This is a genomic window from Pseudocitrobacter sp. 2023LY-00077, from assembly GCF_055796175.1.
In genome coordinates, this window is the sequence record NZ_JBSPEI010000020.1 from 65,894 (window position 1) to 89,402 (window position 23,509).

At 52.6% G+C, this 23,509-nt stretch carries 31 protein-coding genes; 26 read left to right on the top strand and 5 right to left on the bottom strand.

Annotated features, from left to right (window positions below):
* Positions 1-20: 20 nt before the first annotated feature.
* Positions 21-518, top strand: coding sequence for a cell-envelope stress modulator CpxP (gene cpxP / locus ACWWFX_RS21290; RefSeq protein ID WP_231825883.1), 498 nt, complete (start codon positions 21-23; stop codon positions 516-518).
* Positions 519-696: 178 nt separating this feature from the next.
* On the opposite strand, the gene ACWWFX_RS21295 is transcribed toward cpxP, so the two are convergent.
* The 3 genes from ACWWFX_RS21295 to ACWWFX_RS21305 form a co-directional block, all read right to left on the bottom strand.
* Complete coding sequence (locus ACWWFX_RS21295; protein ID WP_023276977.1) at positions 697-1,677, bottom strand: phage integrase; 981 nt, start codon at positions 1,675-1,677, stop codon at positions 697-699.
* A gap of 69 nt (positions 1,678-1,746) precedes the next feature.
* Positions 1,747-2,067 (bottom strand): helix-turn-helix domain-containing protein, encoded by a 321-nt coding sequence (locus ACWWFX_RS21300; RefSeq protein WP_000229411.1) that lies wholly within the window; start codon positions 2,065-2,067, stop codon positions 1,747-1,749.
* 205 nt (positions 2,068-2,272) lie between these two features.
* Complete coding sequence (locus ACWWFX_RS21305) at positions 2,273-2,509, bottom strand: hypothetical protein (protein ID WP_023276976.1); 237 nt, start codon at positions 2,507-2,509, stop codon at positions 2,273-2,275.
* A gap of 96 nt (positions 2,510-2,605) precedes the next feature.
* On the opposite strand from ACWWFX_RS21305, the gene ACWWFX_RS21310 reads away from it, so the two are divergent.
* The 10 genes from ACWWFX_RS21310 to ACWWFX_RS21355 all read left to right on the top strand — a co-directional run bounded on the left by ACWWFX_RS21310 (position 2,606) and on the right by ACWWFX_RS21355 (position 10,924).
* Complete coding sequence (locus ACWWFX_RS21310) at positions 2,606-2,887, top strand: Cox family DNA-binding protein (protein ID WP_473224725.1); 282 nt, start codon at positions 2,606-2,608, stop codon at positions 2,885-2,887.
* A gap of 10 nt (positions 2,888-2,897) precedes the next feature.
* The gene (locus ACWWFX_RS21315; RefSeq protein ID WP_016246742.1) at positions 2,898-3,101 is read left to right on the top strand and encodes a hypothetical protein; all 204 of its coding nucleotides are present in this window, start codon (positions 2,898-2,900) and stop codon (positions 3,099-3,101) included.
* 10 nt (positions 3,102-3,111) lie between these two features.
* The gene (locus ACWWFX_RS21320) at positions 3,112-3,318 is read left to right on the top strand and encodes a DUF4761 family protein (protein WP_000290619.1); all 207 of its coding nucleotides are present in this window, start codon (positions 3,112-3,114) and stop codon (positions 3,316-3,318) included.
* Complete coding sequence (locus ACWWFX_RS21325; RefSeq protein ID WP_016246743.1) at positions 3,308-3,538, top strand: phage filamentation protein Fil family protein; 231 nt, start codon at positions 3,308-3,310, stop codon at positions 3,536-3,538. The genes ACWWFX_RS21320 and ACWWFX_RS21325 overlap by 11 nt, the downstream gene beginning before the upstream one ends.
* A gap of 86 nt (positions 3,539-3,624) precedes the next feature.
* Positions 3,625-3,837, top strand: a complete 213-nt coding sequence (locus ACWWFX_RS21330; RefSeq protein WP_016246744.1) for a PH domain-containing protein — start codon at positions 3,625-3,627, stop codon at positions 3,835-3,837.
* A gap of 1 nt (position 3,838) precedes the next feature.
* Positions 3,839-4,810, top strand: coding sequence for a DNA adenine methylase (locus ACWWFX_RS21335; RefSeq protein WP_109536493.1), 972 nt, complete (start codon positions 3,839-3,841; stop codon positions 4,808-4,810).
* Positions 4,810-4,989 carry a hypothetical protein gene (locus ACWWFX_RS21340; RefSeq protein ID WP_109536492.1) on the top strand — a complete coding sequence of 60 codons (180 nt, stop codon included), beginning with the start codon at positions 4,810-4,812 and terminating at the stop codon, positions 4,987-4,989. Before ACWWFX_RS21335 ends, ACWWFX_RS21340 begins: the two co-directional genes overlap by 1 nt.
* Positions 4,986-7,433 (top strand): replication endonuclease, encoded by a 2,448-nt coding sequence (locus ACWWFX_RS21345; RefSeq protein WP_473224726.1) that lies wholly within the window; start codon positions 4,986-4,988, stop codon positions 7,431-7,433. The genes ACWWFX_RS21340 and ACWWFX_RS21345 overlap by 4 nt, the downstream gene beginning before the upstream one ends.
* Positions 7,434-7,551: 118 nt before the next feature.
* Entirely contained in the window at positions 7,552-8,685 is a 1,134-nt protein-coding gene (locus ACWWFX_RS21350) for an AAA family ATPase (protein WP_200041586.1), read from the top strand.
* Positions 8,686-8,698: 13 nt separating this feature from the next.
* Complete coding sequence (locus ACWWFX_RS21355) at positions 8,699-10,924, top strand: S8 family peptidase (RefSeq protein WP_473224727.1); 2,226 nt, start codon at positions 8,699-8,701, stop codon at positions 10,922-10,924.
* Positions 10,925-11,362: 438 nt separating this feature from the next.
* On the opposite strand, the gene ACWWFX_RS21360 is transcribed toward ACWWFX_RS21355, so the two are convergent.
* Both ACWWFX_RS21360 and ACWWFX_RS21365 read right to left on the bottom strand, forming a co-directional pair.
* Positions 11,363-12,421: a phage portal protein gene (locus tag ACWWFX_RS21360; RefSeq protein ID WP_058651658.1), complete on the bottom strand. Its 1,059-nt coding sequence runs from the start codon at positions 12,419-12,421 to the stop codon at positions 11,363-11,365.
* Positions 12,421-14,151 (bottom strand): terminase large subunit domain-containing protein, encoded by a 1,731-nt coding sequence (locus ACWWFX_RS21365; protein ID WP_473224728.1) that lies wholly within the window; start codon positions 14,149-14,151, stop codon positions 12,421-12,423. Before ACWWFX_RS21365 ends, ACWWFX_RS21360 begins: the two co-directional genes overlap by 1 nt.
* A 159-nt stretch (positions 14,152-14,310) precedes the next feature.
* On the opposite strand from ACWWFX_RS21365, the gene ACWWFX_RS21370 reads away from it, so the two are divergent.
* The 15 genes from ACWWFX_RS21370 to ACWWFX_RS21440 all read left to right on the top strand — a co-directional run.
* A complete protein-coding gene (locus ACWWFX_RS21370) occupies positions 14,311-15,147 on the top strand; it encodes a GPO family capsid scaffolding protein (protein ID WP_058651656.1) in 837 nt (278 codons plus the stop codon).
* Positions 15,148-15,170: 23 nt separating this feature from the next.
* On the top strand, positions 15,171-16,220 hold the full coding sequence (locus ACWWFX_RS21375) for a phage major capsid protein, P2 family (RefSeq protein ID WP_058651655.1): 1,050 nt from the start codon (positions 15,171-15,173) through the stop codon (positions 16,218-16,220).
* Between the two features lie 45 nt (positions 16,221-16,265).
* Entirely contained in the window at positions 16,266-17,123 is an 858-nt protein-coding gene (gene gpM / locus ACWWFX_RS21380; RefSeq protein ID WP_058651654.1) for a phage terminase small subunit, read from the top strand.
* A gap of 98 nt (positions 17,124-17,221) precedes the next feature.
* Positions 17,222-17,746 (top strand): head completion/stabilization protein, encoded by a 525-nt coding sequence (locus ACWWFX_RS21385; RefSeq protein WP_058651653.1) that lies wholly within the window; start codon positions 17,222-17,224, stop codon positions 17,744-17,746.
* A complete protein-coding gene (locus ACWWFX_RS21390) occupies positions 17,746-17,946 on the top strand; it encodes a tail protein X (RefSeq protein WP_058651652.1) in 201 nt (66 codons plus the stop codon). The genes ACWWFX_RS21385 and ACWWFX_RS21390 overlap by 1 nt, the downstream gene beginning before the upstream one ends.
* A gap of 9 nt (positions 17,947-17,955) precedes the next feature.
* Complete coding sequence (locus tag ACWWFX_RS21395; protein ID WP_058651651.1) at positions 17,956-18,288, top strand: phage holin, lambda family; 333 nt, start codon at positions 17,956-17,958, stop codon at positions 18,286-18,288.
* Positions 18,275-18,715: a lysozyme gene (locus ACWWFX_RS21400; RefSeq protein ID WP_058651650.1), complete on the top strand. Its 441-nt coding sequence runs from the start codon at positions 18,275-18,277 to the stop codon at positions 18,713-18,715. The genes ACWWFX_RS21395 and ACWWFX_RS21400 overlap by 14 nt, the downstream gene beginning before the upstream one ends.
* A complete protein-coding gene (locus tag ACWWFX_RS21405; protein ID WP_058651649.1) occupies positions 18,712-19,248 on the top strand; it encodes a DUF2514 family protein in 537 nt (178 codons plus the stop codon). The genes ACWWFX_RS21400 and ACWWFX_RS21405 overlap by 4 nt, the downstream gene beginning before the upstream one ends.
* A gap of 4 nt (positions 19,249-19,252) precedes the next feature.
* Entirely contained in the window at positions 19,253-19,723 is a 471-nt protein-coding gene (locus tag ACWWFX_RS21410) for a phage tail protein (RefSeq protein WP_058651648.1), read from the top strand.
* A complete protein-coding gene (locus tag ACWWFX_RS21415; RefSeq protein WP_058651647.1) occupies positions 19,716-20,354 on the top strand; it encodes a phage virion morphogenesis protein in 639 nt (212 codons plus the stop codon). Before ACWWFX_RS21410 ends, ACWWFX_RS21415 begins: the two co-directional genes overlap by 8 nt.
* The gene (locus tag ACWWFX_RS21420; RefSeq protein ID WP_063217261.1) at positions 20,351-20,932 is read left to right on the top strand and encodes a phage baseplate assembly protein V; all 582 of its coding nucleotides are present in this window, start codon (positions 20,351-20,353) and stop codon (positions 20,930-20,932) included. Before ACWWFX_RS21415 ends, ACWWFX_RS21420 begins: the two co-directional genes overlap by 4 nt.
* Entirely contained in the window at positions 20,929-21,297 is a 369-nt protein-coding gene (locus ACWWFX_RS21425; RefSeq protein WP_063217262.1) for a GPW/gp25 family protein, read from the top strand. The genes ACWWFX_RS21420 and ACWWFX_RS21425 overlap by 4 nt, the downstream gene beginning before the upstream one ends.
* Positions 21,284-22,180: a baseplate assembly protein gene (locus tag ACWWFX_RS21430; protein WP_473224729.1), complete on the top strand. Its 897-nt coding sequence runs from the start codon at positions 21,284-21,286 to the stop codon at positions 22,178-22,180. The genes ACWWFX_RS21425 and ACWWFX_RS21430 overlap by 14 nt, the downstream gene beginning before the upstream one ends.
* On the top strand, positions 22,173-22,787 hold the full coding sequence (locus tag ACWWFX_RS21435) for a phage tail protein I (protein WP_115188446.1): 615 nt from the start codon (positions 22,173-22,175) through the stop codon (positions 22,785-22,787). Before ACWWFX_RS21430 ends, ACWWFX_RS21435 begins: the two co-directional genes overlap by 8 nt.
* On the top strand, positions 22,777-23,509 hold a 733-nt coding region (locus ACWWFX_RS21440), incomplete at its 3' end, for a phage tail protein (RefSeq protein WP_473224730.1). The genes ACWWFX_RS21435 and ACWWFX_RS21440, both read left to right, overlap by 11 nt.

The following is a 23,509-nucleotide window of genomic DNA, read 5'->3' on the forward strand; positions in this document are numbered from 1 at the left end:
AAAGTTTTTGGGAGCAAGTGATGCGCAATGTTATCGCTGCCGTCATGGCCTCAACACTGGCGCTAAGTGCTTATAGCCAGGCAGCTGAAGTCGTCACCAGCGTTAACTGGCACCCCGCTGAGGGTAGCACGCAGCGTAGCAGTCAGGGTCATATGTTTGACGGCATAAGTTTAACCGAACATCAACGTCAGCAGATGCGAGATCTGATGCAACGTGCCCGGCATGACCAGCCGCCCGTTAATGTTAGCGAAGTAGAGACGATGCATCGTCTCATCACAGCAGAAAAATTTGATGAAGCCGCTGTACGCGCTCAGGCAGAAAAAATGGCGCAGGAGCAGGTTGCCCGCCAGGTAGAAATGGCGAAAGTGCGCAACCAGATGTATCGCCTGCTAACGCCAGAGCAGCAAGCGGCTTTAAATGAGAAACACCAGCAACGTATGGACCAGTTGCGTGAGGTTGCCGGGATGCAGAAAAACCCAACGACAATGTTATTTAGTAGTACCCGTAGCAACCAGTAACAAACCCTGTTTTTCCTTGCCATAGACACCATCCCTGTCTTCCCCCACATGATGTGGGGGTTTTTTTTATCAGGCACTTAGAAAAAATCCCTTATAAATCAATCCTCCTTGCAACAGCCATAAGCAGTTACAAGAAGGATATAGCGCTACGGGTGTAGACAAGATGTAGACAACATTGTCACACCATCAGCCCGCCGCCAAGAGGGTTTAACGTTACTGCGTGTTGCAGGTAATCAGGTGCAAGGTGAGCGTAAACCATCGTCTGTTGTATGCTGGCGTGCCCCAGAATTTGCTGTAACGCAATAATGTTCCCCCCGTTCATCATGAACCAGCTTGCGAACGTATGTCTAAGCACATGCGTGGCCTGCCCGCGTGGTAAGTCAGGCTTAACCAGCCTGAGCCGTTCGCAGAAGTTTTCATAGTCAACTTTGAACAGTGGCCCGGTGTCGCTGGTCTTGATCTCTTTCTCCAGTTCTTCCGATATCGGCACCGTGCGCTTTTTCCCATTTTTGGTCTTAAGGAACGTCACACGCCCGTGATTAACCTGCTCACCTCGCAGCGTGCTCCCTTCACCCCAGCGTGCGCCAGTGCTGAGGCATAGCAGTGCTACACGTCGATCGTCGCCGGTCAGAGTATCCAGCAATTTGCTGATCTCTGATTTGGCGAGATAAGTCATAGCTGGCGGCGCTTCTTTCAGTGGTTCCAGACCCTTACAGGGGTTTTCCTTTCTGAACTCTTCCAGCTTTATCAACGTGCTGAACATCCCGGACAAACGGTAAATATCCCGGTTGATCGTTGCTGCGCTGATACCGTCTTCCAGCCGTTGGCTTCGGTGCTGTGCAATCATTCGCTTGTTCAGTCGGTTAACGGCTGGATCACCAAGCGCCCTGATTGTTTTATTCAGGTGCCGCTTTTCAATCTCGCCATTTTCCTGAGTCTGTCCATATAGCAGCCACCAGGTATCTAACAACTCGCTTAAGGTGCGGCGGTCAACGCTCGCGCCCAGCCATTCTTTTTTGTCGGCGTTGGCTAATACATAACGCTCAAAAAGAACTGCCTCTTGTTTCTTCTCAAATCGCCTGCGGATACGTTTTCCGTTACGTCCGCGCGGCCATACGTCCACTTCATATTGACCACCTTCGAGCTTCTTAATCGACATAAGAAAGCCCTCCGGCGTTTATTTCCCCATCCTGATAACAGATAGTGAAAATGTAATGTTTATAAACAGTTAACCAGTTTGTTTCTCGGAGCGGTCTGATCCAGTTGACTCTGGCCCAATGTGTGCGAGGGCCGGTGCGATTTGACCAGCTTGAGGGGCGGTCTTATCAGTCATAAGCCAGAGCGTGTATTTTGCGAAACGTGAATGCTGAGTGATCTTAAGCAAGATATCGCTACCAATACTCTCCACTCTTCCTGTCTCGTAATACTTCTGCGTGCCAGCAGGTATTCCAGTTAATTCAAAGAATTGCTGCCTTGTTAACCCCTCCGCATCCCTGATAGCTCTGATTTTTTCACCCACGCCGCTTGACGGGGTAGGGATCTCTACCATAACATTCTCCTTAAGGGTGGTAATCTCTACCATGAGCAACCGCCAATATAAGCAGTTACAAGCCGAAATAAGCGCCTAGCGCTAATGCGGAGATTAGCACAAATGAGTGGAAGACTTGAGCGGGGCAACAGAAGTGACGGAATCCATGTTGCTGAATTCCGCCGTAGTTATTTCCGGAATGGACGTTATGCAGGGACGGTTAAAACTAGTGGCTCCGTTTCGGGGCCAGTGAAGAAGCAAGTTCAGCTTTAGCAATGTATTGCTGGAGGAAGGTTACGGTGTCTTTTGCTTGCTCAATGGTTAAACCAGTAAACAACTCGCCTGCTTCGGGCAGTTTTGTCGGTGTAGCTAAGTGGTAGTGGAAGCGTAAGCAAGCCAGGTCATTAGCAACGAGGTATTCAAGTTCAGCAGGAATGTAGATAGGTACTTCTTTCTGAGACATAAAGATCTCCTTTCTGGTTGTGTGGAAACTCCAGAATACCACGCGCCGGGCGTGGCTAAAAATCCCGGCATATCTTCAATGAGAGGTGATAACGCTATGACAGACAAAGAGTTAGAGGGGTTCATTGAAGTGCGTCATGCCGTTGACGCGGTTCCATACCCTAAATTTGCCGAGTTAATCGGTAAGAAGCCCGCCACGGTTAAGAGCATGATTGAAGACGGTAAGTTGCCGATCATCCCGTGGAAGAACCCGGACAGCCTGGGCGCCCGTGCTGAGAACTGGATCTATATTCCTGAGTTCAACCGCGCAATGCGTGAAGCCTACTACAACCGTCCGAGAGAGCAGCGCGACGCTTGGTTGCTGTGGATCGGTCTTTGAGGTTATCGCGATGAGCCAGAAAACAGCCAACCACGAAAACCGGGTGCGTGAATGCAACGACATTCTGGACACCCATTTAAAAGATATGCAAACGGGCTTCATGATTCGCACCAATAGCGGCGAGTTTATGATCAGGGATAAAAAGCTGATTAAGAAAATAACCAAAGACGTGGCCCGCCATGTTGATGGTGAATTGCTTAAATTGGGAATGTGAGGGGGCTTTTGTGGCTGTGCAATTAATACAGTTAAGTCGTCATTCATATTTATATCGTGGCTTCACTATTCAGAAATGCCCGCGTAATCCTTTTACGTTTAAGCACTCTTATCGTATTTCCAGCAATGGCGATTATTATGGGCGTGACTTTGCTTTAGCGGAAGCCATGCGCACGGTTGATCAGATGTATAAGCAAGGGGGCAGTAATGCACGATGAAGGCCCATCACTGGCAAGCCTGCTTAAGCACGGGTGCCAGGTTACACACTTCAAAAACTCACGCGGCTGGCTGGAAACACCAGACGGAAGATTTTTTAAGCCCGAACCGGCGAAGGTTCAGTTTATCAAAGGTAAAAATAAACCATTTATTTATACCCAAAGAATAAATAAAGGCTTCCTGCTTACACTGGCTGAATTATTTAAAAAGCTAATTAAGTAATTCGGTTTTAAAAAATCAACTCTGTTTTCTCCGCCTCTTTATCAAGTGGCGGCGGTTCAACTCATTCTTTTTTTGAGGAAGAGATTATGACCAGACGTGATCAATATAGCTTCATTTTGCATGTTCTTTTACCTGCTATCGAAAATGAAGGCTTAACCATTAAAACCCGCCGTGATGGTGAGTTAACCCTTTCTGCCACTGGATCAGTAACCACAAATTTTATCAGCACCCTGCGCCAGCACTGCATTGAAGAATTGCAGCGCCCTTCTATTCCAGCTTCCCATTACGGAGTCCTGTAAAATGATCCGCCCGTTCATCAAATGGGCAGGGGGTAAAACCCGTGTCCTCCCTGACCTGCTGCCGCATCTTCCTAAAGCCGACTGCCTGATCGAACCGTTCGTAGGCGGCGCATCGGTATTTCTGGCGACTGAATACCGCCGCTATGTGCTGGCTGATATCAACCCGGATCTTATTAACCTGTATCGGGAAGTCACCCGTTACCCGGACTTAGTGATCGATGCGGCCCGCGAACTGTTCAACAGCAAGAATAGCCCGCAGGGGTACAACGAAGTCCGAGCCGCGTTCAATAAGCAGGTAGGTACGGTAAAAAGCGGTGGGTTGCGTTATGGCGTAGAAATGGCGTGCATCATGCGCGCTGCTCAATTCCTGTATCTGAATCGCCACGGTTATAACGGCTTATGCCGCTACAGTCGTAAGACCGGCTTTAACGTGCCGTTTGGCAAGTATAAGAGCGTCTACTTTCCTGAAAATGAAATCCGCCTGTTTGCAGAAAAGGCCAACGATACAAAGGCAATATTTCTTTGCGCGCCGTTCCAGCGTTCTCTACAGGTCGTCACGGGTGGCGATGTTCTCGTTTACTGCGATCCGCCTTACCTGCCTGAAAGCAAAACAGCCGATTTTACCCAATACCACACCGAACCATTCACGGAAGACAACCACCGCCAGTTAGTCCAGGCACTGCTGGAAGTTAACCGTAAGCATGGCGTGAAGGTCGTCATTTCCAACAGCGACACCGAAGCCACCCGCGCGATTTATCAGCCTTTCAAGATGCACGAAATCAGCGTGCAACGTTCCGTCAGCACTGACAAAGACAACCGCCAGAAGGCCAAAGAAGTGATCGGCGTGCTGCCTGTCTGCGACTGCTGCGGGCGTTACGGCGGCGGTTGCCCTGATTGTGGCGCCGTGATGGGTGATGCGACTTACAACGCGATGGTTGCGGCGGGCACGTTTGACGATCTGGAGGCTTTTTAATGAATCTTATAGACGCCTGGATCGTTGAAATCATAAGCGTGAGTCGTGGCGAGATTGTGCCGTATTGGTTGGTTGAGGCGAAAGTAACAGCTTATGGAAGGGAGTCAGTAACCACAATTCTGAAGAAATCAGAAGAGGAAGCCAAAGCCGTTAAAGTAGGGGATGTAGTTCAAATATGACCACGGAAACCCGTGGCCGTCGCGCCCCTTCTCCACCTCCACCGTATCCGGGTAGCACTGACAATGCTATCCCTTACGCTTATGGGGGAAACAAACCATACCAGCCTATTGGCGTTGATGTAGCGCCGGGGCTGGATGGTTTCGACTATCTCACGCCGGACGGCACGCGTAAGCATATTGCGTTCAGTGAACTGGTAGCGGAAGACGAAAAGCCGGAGCGCAGCAAGCTGCTGCGTCGCCGTCTGGCTTCACTTCCGCAGTATATCCGCCGCCACTTTGCCGCGAAGCTGGATGCACTGGACGCGAAAGACCGCAAAGCGGCAGATCACTGGATGGTTAATACCTTTGAGCGCCACGTATTAACGCGAATTGATAGCGTGAACAGTGTTTACCAGCCTGACACTGTGATGCCCGGCATTCTGCTGCCAATCCGCGATCAGCTGTTCCGTATGCTCTGGGCAGGGAAGAAAGAGTTAAAAAGACTGGCTTATACGCTTGCCGATATCTTTACGAGCGAGTTTATACGCGAGTCCGATCACCAATTGGCACGCACCGGAGATCCTGAGTTCGCGGCGCTTTCTGGCTATGGCCGTATTGCGTCGCTGGCGGTGCATCTGAAAACTCCGATCCCCGGCTGGACGGCGTATTGCAATGAAGAACTGGAAGCGGAGGACGCGTTACGCGCGGTTCTTCGCCTTGAGTCACCGCAGTGGTGGTTAAACCGCCTGCGCCGTATCCATGCCCGGTGGCGTGAGCATTTGATGATCGCTGCGGGATACGTCCAGAAAAAATCTTCCCCATACAGTAGCGCCCCATGCCTTACGGAATGGTTGGCCCAAAAAAAGGCTAACCGTGAATACCTTAAGGCTATGGAACTGGAAGACCAGGACACGGGCGAACGCATTTCACTGATCGATAAAGTTGCCGGTAGTGTTGCCAATCCGGCCAACCGTCGCCGCGAACTCATGACGAGAATGCGCGGATTTGAAGATCTGGCGAAGCTGGAAGGGCTGGCCGGTGACTTCTACACGCTGACAGCACCTTCCCGTTACCACTCCATGCAGCATAACGGTCGCCGCAATAATAAATACTGTGGCGCATCGCCGCGCGAGACGCAGCAATATCTTTGCAAAGTCTGGGCGAGAACCCGCGCAGCGTGGAAGAGAAAAGGGATCCGCGTCTTTGGTTTTCGCGTGGTCGAACCGCACCACGATGCAACGCCACACTGGCATTTACTTCTTTTTATGCGCCCGGAATGCGTCGAGCAGGCGCGCGAAATCTTCCGTAAATATGCCCTGAAAGAAGACGGCAACGAACCGGGAGCGCAGGAAAACCGCTTTCAGGTTGTGCCGATCGATGATGCCCACGGCAGCGCAACCGGCTACATAGCGAAATACATTTCGAAGAATATCGACGGCTTCGCGCTGGATGGTGAGAAGGACGACGAAACCGGGGAAGACCTGAAAGAAATGTCACTCCGCGTTAGCGCGTGGGCATCGCGCTGGGCTATTCGTCAGTTTCAGCAGATCGGCGGTGCACCGGTCACGGTATATCGCGAACTTCGCCGCTTGGGCGATCGCGAACTGGTGTTACACCCTGAACTGGAAACCGCCCGGCAGGCCGCTAACGGTGGCGAATGGGATAACTACGTATTAGCCCAGGGTGGCCCGTTGGTTGAGCGCGATAAGCTGCGCATCCGTCTGAATTATGAAACCACTGAAAACGGCAACGCCTACGGCGATAACGTCCAGCGAATCACCGGTATCTATTGCCCGATTACGGGCAATGACTCTTTGATCTTCACCCGCACCACTCAATACAAAATCGTGCCGAAGCGCCAGAGCGCTGACGGTGTGGCCGTTGACGTTGGTTTTTCAGGCGGCAGCGCCGCCCCTCGGAGTTCTGTCAATAACTGTACGCGGGATCCCGCGGCAGGTGCTGACGGTGTTGAACATGCCGCCAGCGAAGCTAAAGGACAGTCAGGAATGACTGTGCCAGCTGAGGGCGTGACGGTGAATTTTGATGCGCTTTCACGGCAGGAAAAGCGAGAACTGGCGCAGCGGCTTAGTGACGATGTGCGAAGTAAGCGGAAAAAACGGCCACCGGAACGGGAAGACGGGGCCGGGCTATCCGTGAAAGAGCAGCTGATCAGTGAACTGCTGGCGCTGCGTGGAATTGATGCCAGCGCCGGAATGGTCAGATCGATGATGGCCGGTGCGTCAGTGGCGTGCGGCGATCTTGTTATGACCGTGCAGGACGGGCGGCTGGTAGCCCGTAACCGCGCAGGTTCCGGGCTAACGGTAACTCTAACTGACGAAGGACTTAACACAAGTAGGCGAACCAGCAGTGAATTGCCGTCGCAGATTATGGCAATGAAGCAACAAGCAAACAATCTCATCAATCGTATGAAGGTAGCGTTTAGACATGGGAAGTGTGATTTATGAAACATACTGTAATTTCATATAGTATTCCGCTTTCCTGTTCGGTGAAAAAGTGCAATACTATAAGTAGTCCAGTTGTTTGTTTTTATAATTCGTTTAAAATTAAGAGGTTATGATTAAGATGGGCGACTTAAGTGGTATTCAGTCAGATTTAGCCCAGCTAGTTAGACTGGTAATAGCTGAACAGTATGACGATGTTCGGTTGTATGTCGCTCGCTTGGTGCGCAAATATCGGGAAACTATGCCTGCTCTATCGGAGCAGCTTGATCTTTATTTACGGAATAAACCGCAGAAGCCTGCACAAGGGCTGCGTAAGGTTACGGTGCCAAAACCAACTCAGTCTCAGGCCATGCCTGTGGACGAGGATTCAAGGCTAACCTTACTTAAAGCACCAAATGAAAAGATTACCAGTAAGCCATTGCTTTCCAGTCAGATAGAAGACTCACTGGATCAGATTATTCTTGAACGGAAGCATATCGACCGTCTTAAGGCCCTTGGCTTACAACCAACACGTTCCGCCATTTTTGTTGGCCCACCAGGTGTGGGTAAAACGCTTACGGCAAGCTGGTTAGCTCAGAAATTAGGTGTTCCTTTTTACGTTCTGGATTTAACTGCTGTGATGAGTAGTTATCTAGGGAAAAGCGGAAATAATCTTCGGGCGGCTCTGGATTTCGCAAAGAAAGGGCCGTGTGTTCTTCTGTTAGATGAAATTGACTCAATTGCAAAAAAGAGAAGTGATGATTCTGATGTTGGAGAATTAAAGAGACTTGTTACTGTGATACTTCAGGAAGTTGATGAATGGCCTTCTTCAAGTCTGTTACTTGCAGCAACTAACTTTGCTGAGTTGATTGATCCGGCACTATGGAGACGTTTTGATTTGGTACTCAATTTTGAGAAGCCAAATAGTGAAAGCATTAAAGAAGCTATTAAACGCTTTTTAGGCCCTGACTACGCAATTTTTGCACGTTGGATCGATTTGCTTGTCATTATGTTCAAAGATGAATCTTTTAGTAATATTGAACGTTCTATAAACAAATTCCGTCGCTCAGTTGCTTTAGGTATTTCTTCAGATGAAGAGTTAATTGAATCATTCATTAAAGATGGTTTGTCAGAATTAGATCGAAATGAGCGTAAAGAAATAGCTGTTAATTTAAAAAGAAACTCTAAATTATCCCAGCATGCCATATCAGACTTAACTGGAGTCAGTAGGGATACAATTAGAAAATATAGTCCAAAAAAGTCTAACGCAGCATAGGTAAGGAGTATGTATGGCGAAAACTAATTTTCTGATCGGACGCGGTGAATTGTTAACCAGTGATATTCCTAGTCCTAAAAGAGTCCCAGGAAAAGCTGAGGTTTACTCTCTTTATGAATCGAAACAACGCTTATTGCCGCAAATTGCATCTACTATCGAAAACTTTGCAAAGTTACCCAATCGGGCGTGTCCTAATGATTATGCCGTAGCAAAGTTGACTGTAAATCCGAGCTATATCGCGCGCTCTTTTTTCCCTGCGAAAATGCTTAAATCTACCGGATTGACGTCAATTGGCAGCAGGGCGGTTAGAATTACGCCTCAAAGCTGGAAACGCAAAGTTGCTGTGTCAGAAGTCACTACGACACAAATGTTTATTGCTGGTAAAAGAGAATCCTTCGAAGAGTTACCTCATTGGGTGTCCGGACTCAAAGAGTTAACAGACGAAGCGATTGATTTTGCTCGTATAGAACAGTTTGAAGCCTATTTACCTGAAGAGCGTATTGTTACCGCAGGTGATATGGATTCTTCGTATTTTGAAGTTGGTGTACATTTGCTGGCAGATGATGGACAAGACTTGATTCAGCAACAATTTGTTCGGTTCGCGTCAACTCTGAACATCAAGGTACATACCTCATTAGCTTTTACTGCTGGTACGTTGTGGTTCGTGCCAATTCAAGCTGATCGAATTGCCATTGACAAACTTGCGAAATTTACATTCGTACGCGTAATTAGACCTGTGCCAAAATTACGTGGAATCAGGCCGATACAAAGAGCTTCTGGCCCTTTAGCTCAGTGTAAATTGCCTACGGAAGGCCCAATATCTTCAGAAATAAAAGTCGCCATTCTTGATGGTGGCTTGCCATCAGAGCATGCTATATCTCCTTGGTTAAAGTCTTATAGAGTTTTGGACGATCATGCGGAAGATGATCCTGATGGTTTAGAACATGGTTTGGCTGTATCTTCTGCTTTTTTATTCGGGCCAATTAGTAACAAGTCAGAGGTGCAAAGACCATACTCTTATATTGATAACTTAAGAGTTTTAGACAATAAGACCTGTCAGGAAGATCCGCTGGAGTTATATCGGACTTTGGGCTTTATTGAAGAGGTTCTTCTGTCTCGACAGTATCAGTTTATTAATCTAAGTTTAGGCCCTGATCTACCAATTGAAGATACGGAAGTTCATGCTTGGACTTCTGTCATAGATGATTTATTAAGTGATGGCGAGACGCTAATGACCGTTGCTGTTGGGAACAATGGCGAAATGGATCGTGAGTCTGGTAATGCAAGAATTCAAGTACCATCTGATTGCGTTAATGCCTTGGCTGTTGGTGCTTGTGATACTGTCAATGAAACTGAATGGAAACGAGCGCCGTATAGCGCCATTGGGCCGGGTAGAAGTCCCGGCGTGATGAAACCTGATTTAGTTGCGTTTGGCGGTGATATAGACGAGTACTTTCATGTTTTGGGAAAAGGTAAAAAACCTGTAATCACACCGCAACGGGGAACAAGTTTTGCCTCACCTTACGCTTTACGTGCAGCCGTTGGCGTTCGGGCTATTTTAGGTAGTGATTTGAGCCAACTGGCGATCAAAGCTTTGTTGATTCATGCTTCAAAACCGCTTGATCACGCCTGCGCAGAAGTAGGCTGGGGGAAACTGCCTGAAGACTTGAACGACATTATTGTCAGCCCTGATGGTGTCGCACGTATCGTCTACCAAGGTGAATTGAAACCTGGAAAATACCTACGCGCTTCTCTTCCCATCCCTGAAGGTGGCTTGAAAGGTAAAATAAATTTATCGGCAACTTTCTGCTATGCAACAACAACTGATCCGCAAGATTCGGCTTCATATACAAAGGCTGGCCTAGAAGTAACATTCCGCCCAAATGATTCAAGAATTAAAGACGGAAAACAGAATGCTGAAACTAAGGGATTTTTTGAGCTAGCAAAATATTCAACTGAAAGTGAGCGGCGTTCTGACATGGGCAAATGGGAGACCGTGTTGCATAGCTCGAAGAACATGCTGGGATCCACTCTAAAAAATCCTGTGTTTGATATTCACTATAACGCCCGTGAAGCAGGTGCCAGCATAGCGAGTCACAAGGCGGAAAAGATAAAGTACGCTCTTATCATCACCGTGAAGGCAGCGAAGCACCAAGACCTGTATAACGAAATTTTACGTGCTTACAATCAGGTACTGGTTCCAATTCAACCTCAAACCTCCATCCCAATTCGGTCATAAAAAATTCATTACAACGAACCCCTCAAAACGAGGGGTTTTTTATTTGCACAATAGTGCACAAATTTGCACAATTTTTTTGATGCTGTTTATGCCTTTTCCGCCCTGTGGCGGCGCGGTCTGGCTCAGGATCGAGAAATGCACAAAAAACGAAGCAAATGTCGCGCGCAGGTGACGGGGGAACAGCCCACGCGACGGATGGTCGGGAGGTGATGCCTTTAATTGCTATTCTCCGGCCTTTTTCGCCTTCTCCGCGCGTTTTCTCACGTCTGGATGTGTTCGGGGTAAATTGCAGATTGCGCCTGCCAGAATGGCGCTCATGCGCTCTGAGTGAGGGGCGTTAAAGGTCGTACCGGGTGGGAATTGGGTGGTGGCCGGTCATGCGGAGATTGAAAATTACTGAAGGAGAACCGCCGCAGGATGTGCGGCGGGTGAAGCGGCTCACTCGTCTTTGAGCAGAGCGTAGGGATTAAAGCGGATCACTTCCTGACCGAGCCAGTCATTGACGCCTTTCATTGCTTCCATTACGGGCAACATTTCGTTGATGGCAAAGACGCGCGCGGCCTTCTCAACATCACCGAGCGAGCCGTTGCCTTCCGGCATTGCGCCCATCAGTTGCGGCGGGATGCGGTGAGCGTCGCGGAGATCGTTGCGCGTTGCTGATTTAATGTTAAGAAACTCATCCTTTGCCGATATCTGGCTGAATGGCAACAGTTGCACACCATCTTTGCCGCCGCCCGGTGCGTGGATCAGAACGTTTTTGAAGGAGCCTTTCCCTCTGGCCTGTGACAGCGTCTTTTGCACCACCTTGATGCTTTCCTGATCCACCTTCTCCGAACCGACATAGAGAATACATCCGGCGTGAGAGCCGTTGTCATAGTAAAGTTTGCGGAACCTGTCGGCAGAATGGGACAGGCTGGCGGACAGAAGCGCCCCCATGTATTCCGGCATACCGTAGATTTCCTGATGAATGTCCGGGTTCATGATGTGGCAGATCTCGCCCGCCTTGAACTCGTATTCATCTTTCCACTGCCGAATAAACCAGTAGGTATCAAGATCGCTTCCCCGTCGCGTGTTCAGCGCCGGAACATGCTTAAGTTTTAGCGGCTCTCCCAGGCGATTAGACCGACGCTCAAGATAGGCATTGCCGAAGACAAACCAGTCCAGTGCAAACGCAGAGAAGGCCTGACGTGAGAGTAACGGGTGAGGGATATAGCACCCGGTCAGCACATTACGCTTGAAGTAAAGCGCCGACTGATGCAGCGGGGACTGTGCGAACGCACGGGTTAACCCTTTCCAGTCTATTGGCGTCTCGTAGTACCGACCATTATCGACGCAGCACATGCTGTCCAGCAGATCATAGCCGTCTGTTACTGAATATGGCCCGTCAAACGTGAAGGCGCTGAGCGCCGGATCGCTTCTGAGCGCGTCAGAAATATCAGGCTGTTCGGCACCGCCACTGCTGGCAGTGTGATTGTTTTTGTAGGTGCGCTTCTTCATCAGAACTCCATAGCAAACCCGCCGCTGCCACTCTCCTGGCCCAGCGGTTCGTTAATAATGGCGAGCATATTCGCCCAGGCTAAATCCCCGTGGCTGACGCCGCGCGAGCGGTCAGTGTCATAGGTGATGAATCCGCCCGGCGTCTTTACCTTGCGAACAGAGTTAAAGGCGTTGATCAGGGCGCGCTCGCTGCGGTCATATTCCCATCGCCCGGCGCGGATCAGCTGTAGCATTTTCAGCACCAGGGCGCGCTTTGACGTCATTGACATGGTGTAGGGCATCGCCATCGGGAAAAACTTCTTCACTATCTGGTAAACGGCTTCACCATTACCGCCCGTCACGTCGATGCCGACATGCTGAACGTTGTATTTGAAGGTGAAGTTTTCGATAACTTTCGCCTGCTCTTCAAATTCAAGGCCGCGCACCTGTTCCGTTTCCACCGTACGGAATTTACCGCCCGGCACCAGTGGCGGAACCACAACGCAAATCGCGCCGCTGTCACCGTTGCCGCTGCTGCCGTTGGCGTCATAGCCTATCCAGACCGGGCGATTACCCATCGGCCTGGACGCGAAAGGCTTCCAGTCCGGCCATTCGTCATAACCATCTGCCCCGCAGCTAATCAGTGCGTTAAGGTTGAAGGCTGACTCGCCATCGCGAACGAACTCGCACATGTACAGGTTGCGGAATTCATCCTCGCTGTTTTCATCCTGGATCTCTTCAAGGTCGGTATATTCCCAGCCGTGGTCTATCACATCTTTCAGGGTGACAATCTGACGCCAGGTTTTATCCGGGCATAACAGCCCGCTGTTCAGCGTTTTCCAGCCCACATCAAACGCTTTGCGCTGTGCCTTCGGGCGTTTCTCATTCCAGCGATCTCCCGTCCAGAACGGGTAGGCCTCATGGGTCTCGCCTGACGGCGTGGAAAAGTAGGTACGCGTCAGCCCCTTCAGCGTTGCCATCGCACCTGCAACCCTTCGCAGGTTGGTGAAGTTGCTGACCCAGAAGAATTCGTCAAACTTCAGGTTGCCCGTATATGACTGCGCTGTTGCAGCGGACGTGCCGAGGAAATGCAGCTCTGCGCCGTTACTCAGTACGATTTTGTCACCGCCCTTAAGCTCAACGTCCACCTCTTCCGCCATCTTCTGAATGAATCCCCTGAACTGGTGCGCCTGACGGCGGGATGCAGACAGAAATATCTGGTTGCGCTGGTACGGGTATTTCACATCATCGCGCAGCGCATCAAGCAACGCCTCGCGTGCAAAGTACCAGGTTGCGCCAATCTGGCGGGACTTCAGTATCATGCGGTTTCGGTGGTGGCGTTGCTCATACCAGCCGCGTTGATGCCACGAAAGGGAATCAAGTATTTTCTCCCGCAGCGCGACGATCTGTTCTTCGGTGAAGTGGTTTTTCAGCTTGCGCTTGCGTGGCTTTTTGCCCGCGCCAGCCCCTGCCGGTTGTCCGTCAGACAGCTTTTTCAGTTGCCGGGTCAGCAGGTCAATCTCCTTGAAGTCTCCCCCGGTCTTGTCTTTCTTGTCCGTAAGCTGGATGAGGCGCGCATCCATCGACTGGCTGACGCGCTGGACGGGCGGTGTTTCATCCCATTCATCGCGTTTCTTCCAGGCGTAAATTGTGTTCTGATTAATCCCCATCAGGCGCGCGATCTCCGCTGGCGGGTAGCCCTGCCAGTAAAGTTGTTTTGCCCTCTGACGTACAAAAGCGTCCTGTATCATCTGCCCTCCACCGTTTATGGAGTGAAGATTACCCCGCGCGCGATCCCGCTATCGCCCCCTTTATGGTCTGGCTTTCCTCCGACAACAAAACCTCGTTGAGACAGCAAGTTACGCTCTGCCATCATGGCCGTACAGAAACCACTCAACAGGATTATCGACATGGCTAGCGCAGCTAAACCAGCCCGTAAGAAATTCCGCGTTGCTGTCTCCGGTGCCACCGTTGACGGGCGTGAAATTCGCCCTGAGCACCTTCGTGATGCAGCAGCAAACTACAGCCCGGACGTGTACGGCGCACGCGTCAATGTGGAGCACTACCTTTCGCCGTTCCCCGGCAGTGATTTCGGCGCGATGGGTGATGTGACGGCGCTGAGTGCTGAAGATATCAGCGAAGGCCCGCTCGCCGGGCGCACCGCGCTTTACGCCGAGATCGAACCTTCTGAGCGCATGAAGAAGCTGACGGAAGAAGGTAAGAAAATTTACTCCAGCATTGAACTGCATCCGCAGTTTGCGCTTAACGGCAAGGCGTATGTCATGGGGCTGGCGATGACCGATACCCCGGCCAGCCTCGGCACCGAGCGCCTGAAATTTGCCGCGCAGCAGCGTCAGCAGGTTATGTCCTTCAACAATCAGCAAGGTGAAGCCCCGCTGTTCACCGATGCCATTGAGGCAGAAATCATCGAACTGGCCGAGCAGCGCAGCGATGAAGGTAAGCAGTGGTTCGGGCGCGTCATGGGGATTATCGGCAAAGGCCGTAAATCTGACGGTGAGCAGTTCAGCCAGGTGCGTGACGCCGTGGAGAAAGTCGCCCAATCCCATGCCGATTTGCTGGACAGTTTTAATGACCTGAGCCGCGCCCGCGAGCAGGACAGCCAGGCCATCCAGAAGCTGACCTCCGATCTTGCCGCGCTGACCAGCAAGCTGGGAAGCACAGACGCCAATTTCAGCCAGCGGGAACCCGCGAGCGGTGGCGCTAACGCGCAACTGGCTGATTACTGATATTCACAAAGAGAGCAGAGAACATGGATAACAATACCCGCCAGCTATTTGATCAGTACATCGCCCGGCAGGCACAACTCAACGGCGTATCAACCGCCGCTGTCGCTGCAAAATTTGCCGTAGATCCGACGCGTCAGCAGCGCCTTGAACAGGCCGCACAGCAGGATGATTCTTTCCTGAGCAAAATTAATGTGTTTGGCGTAAACCAGCAGATCGGCCAGAAAGTCCTGATCGGCAGCAAAGGCCCGATGGCTGGCGTAAACAACAGTGTTACCAGTCGTCGCAACCCTGGCTCAAATCATTCAATGGAGCCGTTCGACTACATGTGTCGCAAGGTCAACTATGACTACGGCATCAGCTATGAACAGCTTGATGCGTGGGCGCACATGCCGGAGTTCCAGCCGCTGATCAGTAAGGCAATGGCCCGCCAGATGTCGCTTGACCGCATCATGATTGGCTTTAACGGCGTGAAGTACAGCGACCCGTCTGACCGTGCCGCTAACCCGCTGTTGCAGGATTGTGGCATTGGCTGGCTGGAAAAAATCCGCCAGGAAGCGCCGCACCGCGTTATTTCCAATGTGACGATCACCTCGCGCGATGAAGATAACAAGATTGTCGCAAAAGGCACCTACGGCAACATTGGCGCTGCGGTGTACGACGCCAAAAACAGCCTGATGGATGAATGGCACAAGCGTAACCCGGATAACGTAGTGATTCTGGCGGGTGACCTGCTGACGAGCAGCAATTTCTCGGCCATCAACGCCTTAAGCCAGACCAACCCGAATACCGAAATGCTGGCCGGTCAGCTGATTGTCGCGCAGGAGCGCGTAGGCAATATGCCGACCTTTATCGCGCCTTACTTCCCGGTAAATGGCGTGCTGATCACGCCGTTCAAAAACCTGTCGGTGTACTACCAGCGTGGCGGTCTGCGCCGGACGATCAAAGAAGAGCCGGAATACAACCGTGTCGCAACTTATCAGTCGTCAAACGATGACTTCGTCATTGAAGACTACGGCAATGTTGCGTTCATTGACGGCATTCAGTTCGCCCAGGCCGAACCGGCAGGCGAGTGACAGAAGCGGCGGGGCATTGCCCCGCCATGACGGGGAGAAGTGACGATGTTAACACCGGCACAACGACATTTTCAGAAGGTCATGGCAGAACGCCGGGGCCAGGCGGATGAAGAATCCGATATCCAGCGCACCGCGCATGAGCAAATTCTGCATCGCCTGCGTATGGACTTGTCCCGCCTCAGCGGCGTGCAGTCCGAAGAAACCAAAGCCGAAATGAAAAAATCCATGCTGCCTGAATACGAGGGATGGATTGAAGGCACACTCGACGGCGACAGCGGGCGGCAGGATGAAGTCATTACCAGGCTGATGGTCTGGGCGATTGACTGTCGTGACTATGCTCTTGCGTTGAGGCTGGGGCGCTATGTAGTACGCCACGGGCTGACGCTGCCGGATAACTTCAACCGCACGGCAGCAACCTTCCTGACCGAAGAAGTGAGCAAACCACTATTGACGCTCGCGGCCGCTGATGCCGACGCTGATTTATCGTCTGGTGTCGCCGTGCTTGACGAAGTGGCGGAAATTGTCGCCGACAGTGATATGCCCGATGTGGTGCGCGCCAAGTTGTGCAAGGCCCGTGCGCTTGCCCGCCGTGGTGCGACTGATATCACGACCAAAGCTGAAGCGCTGGCGCTGTTCCGTGAGGCGCTGACGCGTAACCCCAACGCCGGGGTAAAAAAAGAGATTGCCACGCTGGCCCGTGAAGTTAAGAAGCTGTCTGCGGATGGCGGCACGGGTGAAGGCGATACGGCCAGCACCGACAAAACTGACGGTACTGCTGAGCCTGTTCCTGAAAAGAGCACCACCGCCAGCGCAGCAGGTAAAGCGACGACGCGTAAAACCACGACTAGGGCGGCAACAGGCAAAGCGACAAAGCGCAAGCCTGCCAGCCAGAAAAAGAATTAACGACTTCGGCCCCGTCCGACAGGCGGCGCGGGTGGATATCTGCCTGTTCACGGTCTTTTAACCACCCGCCCACCGCCTGATTTATGGGAGATAAGTGCATGAGCAGCCTTGTGGCTAATAAGCGCGTGTTGCCTGCCGACAGCGATACCCCCGATGTTGATGATGGTGATACCACCGTCAGTGCCGGGGACTTCTGGCCGGTGATTAAACTCGCCGATCTCCGTCTGGCCGCGCGCATCACAGGTGGTATCACCACGTCCAGGCTGATGCACGTCACCACGGAAGCGGTAGCCCATGTCACCGCACAGTTGCTGGACTGGCGCACCGGTCAGCTCAAAGCAGGTTTTCACGCGCTGGAAGATGTGCCTTCAGCCCTGCCATCAGGTGAGATGGAAAAGCTGATGATCAACGGTGAAAACGTGAAGGTCTACCGCTTCCGGCGTGCGGTTTATTCGATTGCCAGGGCGCTGGTACTTGAAGGTTATCGCGATGTTGATACCACGGCGAAAGGCGACAAAGACGCCGCCGCGCTTGACCTTCAACGGGATGATCTGTGGCGGGATGCCCGCTGGAGTATCGCCGACATTCGCGACACGCCGCGCCTCTATGCGGAGCTTTGCTGATGAAAGTGAAGGCATTGCAGGGGGATACGGTGGATTTGCTTTGCTGGCGTCACTACGGCACCACGCAGGGCGTGACCGAAAAAGTGTTATCTGCCAATCCCGGACTGAGTCAGCAGGTTTTTCTTGATGCCGGTCAGGAGATTGAACTGCCGGAAATCGCGAGCAAAGCGCAGCGGGAGATGGTGCAGCTTTGGGATTGAGAGGTTGCCATGAGCGACGTACCTACGGGGGTGCTGGAACAAACAATGAAATGGATTGCTACATATCTGCCGACGCTGTACGCGGCAGGTGCGGCGTTGAGCATATCGGCGCTGATGAGTCTGTATGACGGCCAGTCAATGCTGAAAACCGCCACCGGTTCACTGGTCTGCGGGATTGTCACGCTGGCAGTTGCCGGATCGCTTGAATATCTGGGCCTGCCATCCAATGCCGTCACCTTCGTGGGCGCGTCAATAGGATTTATGGGGGCTGACAAGGTACGCAACAAAGTGACCGGCTTTATTGAAACCCGTATCGGAGGGGCGAAAAGTGGAAATGAGTAAAAACGGACTGGCCCTGCTCAAAAGCTTTGAGGGCTGCGAGCTTACCGCCTATCAGGATGCAACAGGTGTCTGGACTATCGGCTATGGCTGGACGCAACCCGTTAACGGCGTGCCGGTCGGTAAGGGTATGACCATCACTCAGGCAACCGCCGACAGCCTGCTGAGCAGCGGCGTGGTGCAGTATGAAAAAGGTGTGACAGGTCTGGTGAAGGTAGCCGTTAATCAAAACCAGTTTGATGCTCTCGTTGATTTTGCCTACAACCTGGGCGTTAACGCCCTGGCGGGGTCAACACTGCTGAAAAAACTTAATGCCGGGGATTTTGCGGGCGCAGCGAATGAGTTTCCGAAGTGGAACAAGGCAGGCGGCAGGGTTCTTAACGGTCTGGTTAGACGCCGTGCCGCTGAGCGCTCGCTGTTCCTGTCATGAGCTGGTTACTGTCCCGCTGGAAACCTGTGCTAATTGCGGTGCTCTGTGGTCTGGCTGTCTGGTGGTTCAGTCATCAGTGTTATACAGCCGGGTACAGTGACGCCAGCGCAGAGTGGGCGCTGAAATGGAAACAGCGTGATGCTGACGATGCTACAGCACTGGCTAAGCGGCAGACAGAGGCCAGGGAAGAAGAACAACGCCGACAGGGTGAAGTTGATGAGATCAGAAAACAAGCCAGCCAGCAGCTTGCTGGCGTCAAGGCTGATGCCGATCGTGCCCGTGCTGCTTCTCGTGGGTTGCACGACAGGGCCGATAAACTTGCCAGGCAACTGGCCGAACGTGAACGCGCCTGCGGTGCCGATACTTCCGGCAGAAGCGAGACAGAAGCCAGCGGAGCCGTATTGCTCGCCGACCTGTTCCGCCGCGCTGACGAGCGAGCGGGAGATCTGGCAAGAGAGGCTGATGAGGCAAGAGCCAGAGGGCTGGCCTGTGAAGCCGCATACAGTTCAATAGCGACTCCGCCTAAGAGGTAGCGCCATGTTAAAAGCTGATTCACTACGCGAGACCCTGACCAGCGCTAACAAATGGTGCAGGGCCAACCCTGAAGCCTTCACCGTTTTTGTGGAAGAAGGGAATATCGAGACGACCGGCGAAACGCCGTCGTTTATGTACCGCTATACCCTGGTGCTGTTTGTGATGAATTTTGCCGGTGATATTGATGATTTCACGTTGCCGTTAATGGCATGGCTCTGGCACAACCAGCCCGATCTGTTGCTTAACCCGGAGAAGAACCGGGACATTAAATTTACGACCCTTATCAACAACGACGATACCGCCGACATTCTGTTTGAAATGCCGCTGCGCGAGCGCGTGAAGGTCACTCTGGATGAAAACGGCATTCCCAGGGCAGAGCATTTGCCGGAACCTAAACCACGCATCCCGTCAGCGGACGGCGACTGGAGCGCCATCTTTGAGGACGTGACGTGGGAGGCTGACGCGCATGAGTAACGATCTCTTCCGTGAGCTGGATCAGGTATTCAGCGACATACTGGCGGGCACTTCGCAGGCCGGACGTATTCGCACCGCCCGCGCGGTTGGTCAGGTACTGCGAAAGAGCCAGCAACAGCGCATCAAAGCACAGCAGAACCCGGAAGGTTCGCCATATCCTGCCCGCCGTCGCCGGGTGCTGCGTTCTCAGCAGGGTATTGTGTTTGTCTGGCAGGGTGAGATCCGCCGCCTCAAAAACTGGCACGGTGGCCGGGGGAAATACGGGCGCACCATTACCGGCTTTGACGAAGAGCGCAACGATATTCGCACGTTTTACCGCAGCGATATTGAGCGTTACATCGAGATCAATACGCGCTCAGTGCGCCGCAGCACAGCAAAGAAAGTGCCGATGTTTCAGCGATTGCGCAGCTATCGCTTTCTCAAAATGCGCGCTGATGCAGGCGGTACAACCGTGGGCTATGACGGCGTGGCCGCGCGCATTGCGCGTGTGCACCAGTACGGCCAGCGCGATCAGGTCGGGCCGGGTGCCTTTGCTAAATATCCTGTGCGTGAGCTGCTGGGCTTTACCGCTGGCGATGAGCAGATGATTACGGAACAGGTAGTTAACAGCCTGGGGAATGCTGCACGATGAGCGCTGAACTGATCCGCCTGCTGGAAAATATCCTCCGCGTCGGCGTCGTTATTGCCGTTGATGAAGAGAGCTGGCGCGTGCGCGTGCAAAGCGGCGAGCTTCAGACCGACTGGCTGCGCTGGAACACCACGCGCGCCGGGGCATTCAGTATCTGGGTGCCGCCTTCCGTGGGTGAGCAGGTCTGGCTGGGCTGTATTGGTGGCAATCCTGAAACGGCGGTCATTATCGGCAGTCTCTACAGCAACGATCACCCTGCACCGGGCAGCAGCCTGAAAGAGATTATGCTGACAGCGCCAGACGGTGCCTCTTTTCGCTACGACGCGGAGGCCAGCGCACTGGAAGCGCAGGGCATGAAGACCGCACATATCAAAGCCTCTGCCAGCGTCACGCTTGAAACGCCGATCGTAGAATGCACCGACCATCTGAAAGCGCGGACGTTCGAACTGTCGGAGGGTGGCACGATGAAGGGCAATGTTACCCATTCTGGCGGATCGCTTTCGTCTAACGGGGTGACGGTTCATTCGCACGTGCATGGTGGTGTGCAGGGTGGCAGCAGCAACACCGGGGGGCCGAAATGACAGTCCGCTATACCGGGATGAACCCGGACGGCACGGGCCAGCTTACCGATACTGATCAGCTGTGGAATTCAGTACGCGACATACTGACAACGCCGCTGGCAAGCCGGGTGATGCGCCGGGATTACGGCAGCATGATCCCCGATCTGCTGGATGAGCCACAAAACGAAGTGACCCGCCTGCAATGTATGAGTGCGGCAGTGATCGCCCTGACGATGTGGGAGCCGCGTATTGCCCTGAACGGCATCAATATCAGTTATTCAAAGGATGGCGCTGTCACCGCTGAACTGGTCGGCATTATCACCGAAACCATGCAGACGGCTGGCACAGCGCTGACGCTCAGGAGTGGCACTAATGGCAACAGTTGATTTATCGCAGCTACCACAGCCGCAAATTATCGAAGTGCTGGACTTTGAAGTCATTCTCAGCGAGGTGAAAGCCGTCATGCTCGCGGCATTCCCGCAGGAACAGCAGGCTTCTGTTGCCGCTGCGCTGGAGCTGGAATCCGAACCGCTGAACGTGATCGCCCAGGTGGTAGCTTACCGTGAAATGATGCTCAGGCAGCGGATTAATGATGGCGCGGCGGCGTGCATGTTGAGCCATGCCGTATCGTCCGATCTTGATAATCTCGCGGGCAACCTGAACACCGAACGTCTGATCATCACCCCGGAGACAGCAACCACTGACGCAGTAACGGAAAACGATACCGCACTGCGTTTGCGGGCGCAGGCTGCGTTTGAAGGGCTAAGCGTGGCGGGGCCAACCGGCGCATACGAATATTTTGCCAAAAGTGCCAGCGGCAAAGTGGCGGACGCCAAAGCGATCAGCCCGTCGCCTGCCGTGGTGGTGGTCTCTGTCCTGTCCACCGAGGGCGACGGCACCGCCAGTGCGGAACTGCTGGCAACGGTGGATAAGGCGCTGTCTGCTGACGATAAGCGCCCCGTTGCCGATCGTCTGACCGTTCAGGCGGCAGAGATCGTGAATTATCAGATTAATGCGCTGCTGTATTTCTACCCAGGCCCTGAGTCTGAACCTATCCATACCGCCGCGCAGGACGCGCTTCAGTCCTGGCTGAATCAACAGGGCAAGATTGGTCGTGATGTTGCCAGCTCAGCCATTATGGCGGCGTTGCATGTTCAGGGTGTGCAGAGGGTGGAGCTGCTGGAGCCTGTCAGCGATATTGTGATCGCCGATACGCAGGCAGCACGGTGTGAGTCCTTCACGATCGAGACCGGGGGCACAGATGAATAACAACATGCTGCCGCCTTCGGCCAGCGGTTTTATGCGCAGTACGGAGACGGTGACGGAGCGGCTTACCGATATTCCTGTTGACCTGCGCAAGCTGTGGAACCCGGACGAGTGTCCGACTGATCTTCTGCCTTATCTCGCCTGGGCGCTGTCTGTTGACCGCTGGGATAAGAACTGGTCAGAACAGACTAAACGGAAGGTGATTAAAGCCTCCTGGCTGGTTCACCGTCAGAAGGGCACCATTTCCGCTTTGCGCCGCGTCGTTGAACCGTTTGGCTTTCTGCTGCGCGTGATCGAATGGTGGCAGAGTGGCGAAGAGCCGGGAACATTCAAGCTTGAAATCGGCATTCAGGACGAAGGGATCACCGAGGAAACCTATCTTGAGCTTGAGCGCCTGATTGACGACGCAAAACCCAGAAGCCGTCACCTTACAGGCCTTTCACTTTCACTTCAGACGCAGGGGTATATCGAAGCCGGGGCGGGGTGTTATATCGGCGATACGCTGACCGTTTATCCCTATTTTCCTGAAACCATATCCGTAGGCGGTGCTGACTACACCGGCGCGGCAGTCCATTTAATTGATACCGTGGAGATCGCAAGTGGCGACTAAATATTTTGCCCTGTTAACCAATATCGGGGCGGCAAAACTGGCAAATGCCACGGCATTGGGTGCGCAGGTTGAGATCACCCAGATGGCCGTGGGCGATGGTAACGGCGTGCTGCCGACACCGAACCCGGCACAGACCGCGCTGACGCATGAGCTGCGCCGTGCGCAACTGAATATGCTGACTATTGACCCGGTTAACACCAATCAGATCATTGCGGAACAGGTTATACCGGAAGACGCGGGCGGATGGTGGATCCGTGAGATTGGCCTGTTTGATAAAGACGGAGATATGATTGCGGTTGCCAACTGTGCAGAGACTTATAAACCGCAGTTGCAGGAAGGTAGCGGGCGCGTGCAGGTGATTCGCGTGATCCTGATCGTCAGCAGCACCGAGGCTGTGACGCTGAAAATCGATCCGTCAGTGGTGCTGGCAACCCGTAAATATGTTGATGATGCCGTTATTGAAGTTAAGGCATACGCCGATGATGTGATGAAAAAGCACGTAGCTGCTGCAAATCCACACAAGCAATACCCACTGATAGCCAATGCATTAAAAGAAATGGTTGATGCTGGACTGGTAAATCAGATTCTCGAAAACCTTCGTTTAGGAGCAGGCGCACCGGCAATCGGTATTCCGTTCTTTTGGCCGTCGTCGGCAATGCCAAATACAGTGATGGATGAATGGGCAGATATGGTGTTTCTGAAACCAAACGGAGCATCGTTCT

What these genes read in the sequence shown, in the direction of transcription:
- cpxP (WP_231825883.1), top strand. Translation starts at nt 21, where the DNA reads ATGCGCAATGTTATCGCTGCCGTCATGGCCTCAACACTGGCGCTAAGT.
- ACWWFX_RS21295 (WP_023276977.1), bottom strand. Translation starts at nt 1,677, where the DNA reads ATGTCGATTAAGAAGCTCGAAGGTGGTCAATATGAAGTGGACGTATGG.
- ACWWFX_RS21300 (WP_000229411.1), bottom strand. Translation starts at nt 2,067, where the DNA reads ATGGTAGAGATCCCTACCCCGTCAAGCGGCGTGGGTGAAAAAATCAGA.
- ACWWFX_RS21305 (WP_023276976.1), bottom strand. Translation starts at nt 2,509, where the DNA reads ATGTCTCAGAAAGAAGTACCTATCTACATTCCTGCTGAACTTGAATAC.
- ACWWFX_RS21310 (WP_473224725.1), top strand. Translation starts at nt 2,606, where the DNA reads ATGACAGACAAAGAGTTAGAGGGGTTCATTGAAGTGCGTCATGCCGTT.
- ACWWFX_RS21315 (WP_016246742.1), top strand. Translation starts at nt 2,898, where the DNA reads ATGAGCCAGAAAACAGCCAACCACGAAAACCGGGTGCGTGAATGCAAC.
- ACWWFX_RS21325 (WP_016246743.1), top strand. Translation starts at nt 3,308, where the DNA reads ATGCACGATGAAGGCCCATCACTGGCAAGCCTGCTTAAGCACGGGTGC.
- ACWWFX_RS21330 (WP_016246744.1), top strand. Translation starts at nt 3,625, where the DNA reads ATGACCAGACGTGATCAATATAGCTTCATTTTGCATGTTCTTTTACCT.
- ACWWFX_RS21335 (WP_109536493.1), top strand. Translation starts at nt 3,839, where the DNA reads ATGATCCGCCCGTTCATCAAATGGGCAGGGGGTAAAACCCGTGTCCTC.
- ACWWFX_RS21340 (WP_109536492.1), top strand. Translation starts at nt 4,810, where the DNA reads ATGAATCTTATAGACGCCTGGATCGTTGAAATCATAAGCGTGAGTCGT.
- ACWWFX_RS21345 (WP_473224726.1), top strand. Translation starts at nt 4,986, where the DNA reads ATGACCACGGAAACCCGTGGCCGTCGCGCCCCTTCTCCACCTCCACCG.
- ACWWFX_RS21350 (WP_200041586.1), top strand. Translation starts at nt 7,552, where the DNA reads ATGGGCGACTTAAGTGGTATTCAGTCAGATTTAGCCCAGCTAGTTAGA.
- ACWWFX_RS21355 (WP_473224727.1), top strand. Translation starts at nt 8,699, where the DNA reads ATGGCGAAAACTAATTTTCTGATCGGACGCGGTGAATTGTTAACCAGT.
- ACWWFX_RS21360 (WP_058651658.1), bottom strand. Translation starts at nt 12,421, where the DNA reads ATGAAGAAGCGCACCTACAAAAACAATCACACTGCCAGCAGTGGCGGT.
- ACWWFX_RS21365 (WP_473224728.1), bottom strand. Translation starts at nt 14,151, where the DNA reads ATGATACAGGACGCTTTTGTACGTCAGAGGGCAAAACAACTTTACTGG.
- ACWWFX_RS21370 (WP_058651656.1), top strand. Translation starts at nt 14,311, where the DNA reads ATGGCTAGCGCAGCTAAACCAGCCCGTAAGAAATTCCGCGTTGCTGTC.
- ACWWFX_RS21375 (WP_058651655.1), top strand. Translation starts at nt 15,171, where the DNA reads ATGGATAACAATACCCGCCAGCTATTTGATCAGTACATCGCCCGGCAG.
- gpM (WP_058651654.1), top strand. Translation starts at nt 16,266, where the DNA reads ATGTTAACACCGGCACAACGACATTTTCAGAAGGTCATGGCAGAACGC.
- ACWWFX_RS21385 (WP_058651653.1), top strand. Translation starts at nt 17,222, where the DNA reads ATGAGCAGCCTTGTGGCTAATAAGCGCGTGTTGCCTGCCGACAGCGAT.
- ACWWFX_RS21390 (WP_058651652.1), top strand. Translation starts at nt 17,746, where the DNA reads ATGAAAGTGAAGGCATTGCAGGGGGATACGGTGGATTTGCTTTGCTGG.
- ACWWFX_RS21395 (WP_058651651.1), top strand. Translation starts at nt 17,956, where the DNA reads ATGAGCGACGTACCTACGGGGGTGCTGGAACAAACAATGAAATGGATT.
- ACWWFX_RS21405 (WP_058651649.1), top strand. Translation starts at nt 18,712, where the DNA reads ATGAGCTGGTTACTGTCCCGCTGGAAACCTGTGCTAATTGCGGTGCTC.
- ACWWFX_RS21410 (WP_058651648.1), top strand. Translation starts at nt 19,253, where the DNA reads ATGTTAAAAGCTGATTCACTACGCGAGACCCTGACCAGCGCTAACAAA.
- ACWWFX_RS21415 (WP_058651647.1), top strand. Translation starts at nt 19,716, where the DNA reads ATGAGTAACGATCTCTTCCGTGAGCTGGATCAGGTATTCAGCGACATA.
- ACWWFX_RS21420 (WP_063217261.1), top strand. Translation starts at nt 20,351, where the DNA reads ATGAGCGCTGAACTGATCCGCCTGCTGGAAAATATCCTCCGCGTCGGC.
- ACWWFX_RS21425 (WP_063217262.1), top strand. Translation starts at nt 20,929, where the DNA reads ATGACAGTCCGCTATACCGGGATGAACCCGGACGGCACGGGCCAGCTT.
- ACWWFX_RS21430 (WP_473224729.1), top strand. Translation starts at nt 21,284, where the DNA reads ATGGCAACAGTTGATTTATCGCAGCTACCACAGCCGCAAATTATCGAA.
- ACWWFX_RS21435 (WP_115188446.1), top strand. Translation starts at nt 22,173, where the DNA reads ATGAATAACAACATGCTGCCGCCTTCGGCCAGCGGTTTTATGCGCAGT.